Genomic DNA, 1,368 nt, shown 5'->3' with positions numbered 1-1,368 from the left:
GCCGGTCTTCGGTGAGTTTCAAAATCTACATCCTTGTATGATTGTCTAAACTAGTATCAACTTAACAGCCTGGACTTACTGAGGTTCAACTGGCACCGCGTTATCCCAACCATTAGTCACTTCTACATTTAACTCGTGATTAGTTATCTCAACAGGCATTGGATCATCATAAATGTTGTTTTGAACTTCTACAGGCATGTCTCCATAGCCAGCATAATAAACATCAAAGGATTCGTTTAGTCTGAAAAATATCATTAGACCAAGCACCCATATACTAATAAGAATATATAGTAACAATGCCTTAATGGTTACTTTATCTTCAATTTTACTTAAATAGGCCATATTTGAATTCCAAATTAATTAAAACATAAGCTCAGTTATTTTACTGATACTCTTTTTTTACAGGGTCAAACTTCACAATTTTACTGTAGTTCACAGGCTCAATACGCTCATAGTCGTCAGTAGGCTTATCGCCTTTGAACGTTAGCTTAATAGGATAATATTTATTGCCATCAGGCATTACTTGATAAGTTGATTCATAGTCATAATGTAGCGGTGAAGTTTCTTCGTAATTACCTGCATTGCTCGAGCCTGCATCACCTAATAGGTAACTATTGATATAATCATCTTCTGGTAGATGTAATACTTCCCACCGAGTTTCAACCACTCCAGTAGATACGTAACCATTTGAAAAAATACTACCAACAACATTTTGACCTATAGGCTGTAAGCCAGTTTTTAGACTAGATACATCTAACTGTATCCGCCCCCAACTCCCCGATAATTGCAAGTCAGTGCTAGATTTGCTTACTAATTGATATTGTCCACCTTTTAGACGTTTAAAGGTATATAGGTCAGCATCTGCCCCCATCGCATGACCTGAAACTAGATTGCCACTGTCTTCATAGATTTCCAGCTTTTCGATAATTACTAAATAGCGAGGTTCACCTGTGCTATTTAGATAGTCAACAATAGGGTGCATAACGGCAACTGTTTGTTCACCATTTTCTTCATAGCCAAGCCCAATATAAGGTAAAGACCCAACCTCTTCAGCATTAACAAAAGCTCTGGTCATTTGACCGTTATAAAAAGCACGCATTACCTGCTTAAAGCTTAAGTCAGGTACTTTAACCTGAGCCATTTGACTGGCAGAGAAAGCAGGAGCGGCAGCCATTGCTGGAGTTACTGATACAGCACCTAAACTAAGCGCCAAACTAAGTAAAATCTTCTTCATACTGGGTTCCATTAATGGTTATATTTTTAGGATAAACGTTTACTATCAAAAGCTATATAGCTTCATCCACAAGTGCGGCAGCGTCTGCAATACGTAGCTCGCCTGACATTAACTTGGGTAAAAGGGTTTCGCGG

General features: G+C 38.3%; 2 protein-coding genes. Both read right to left on the bottom strand.

Annotation, left to right across the window (positions count from 1 at the left end; translation table 11 throughout):
• Positions 1 to 75 precede the first annotated feature (75 nt).
• The gene (locus tag ACT3QP_RS14780; RefSeq protein WP_444526026.1) at positions 76 to 342 is read right to left on the bottom strand and encodes a hypothetical protein; all 267 of its coding nucleotides are present in this window, start codon (positions 340 to 342) and stop codon (positions 76 to 78) included.
• 40 nt (positions 343 to 382) lie between these two features.
• Positions 383 to 1,234 carry a hypothetical protein gene (locus ACT3QP_RS14775; RefSeq protein ID WP_444526025.1) on the bottom strand — a complete coding sequence of 284 codons (852 nt, stop codon included), beginning with the start codon at positions 1,232 to 1,234 and terminating at the stop codon, positions 383 to 385.
• Positions 1,235 to 1,368 lie beyond the last annotated feature (134 nt).

The sequence above is a fragment of the Psychrobacter sp. AOP7-B1-24 genome (genome assembly GCF_052376215.1).
Lineage (GTDB): Bacteria > Pseudomonadota > Gammaproteobacteria > Pseudomonadales > Moraxellaceae > Psychrobacter.
Note: the sequence above shows the minus strand (reverse complement) of the source record. Positions and strands in the feature narration are given on the sequence as shown.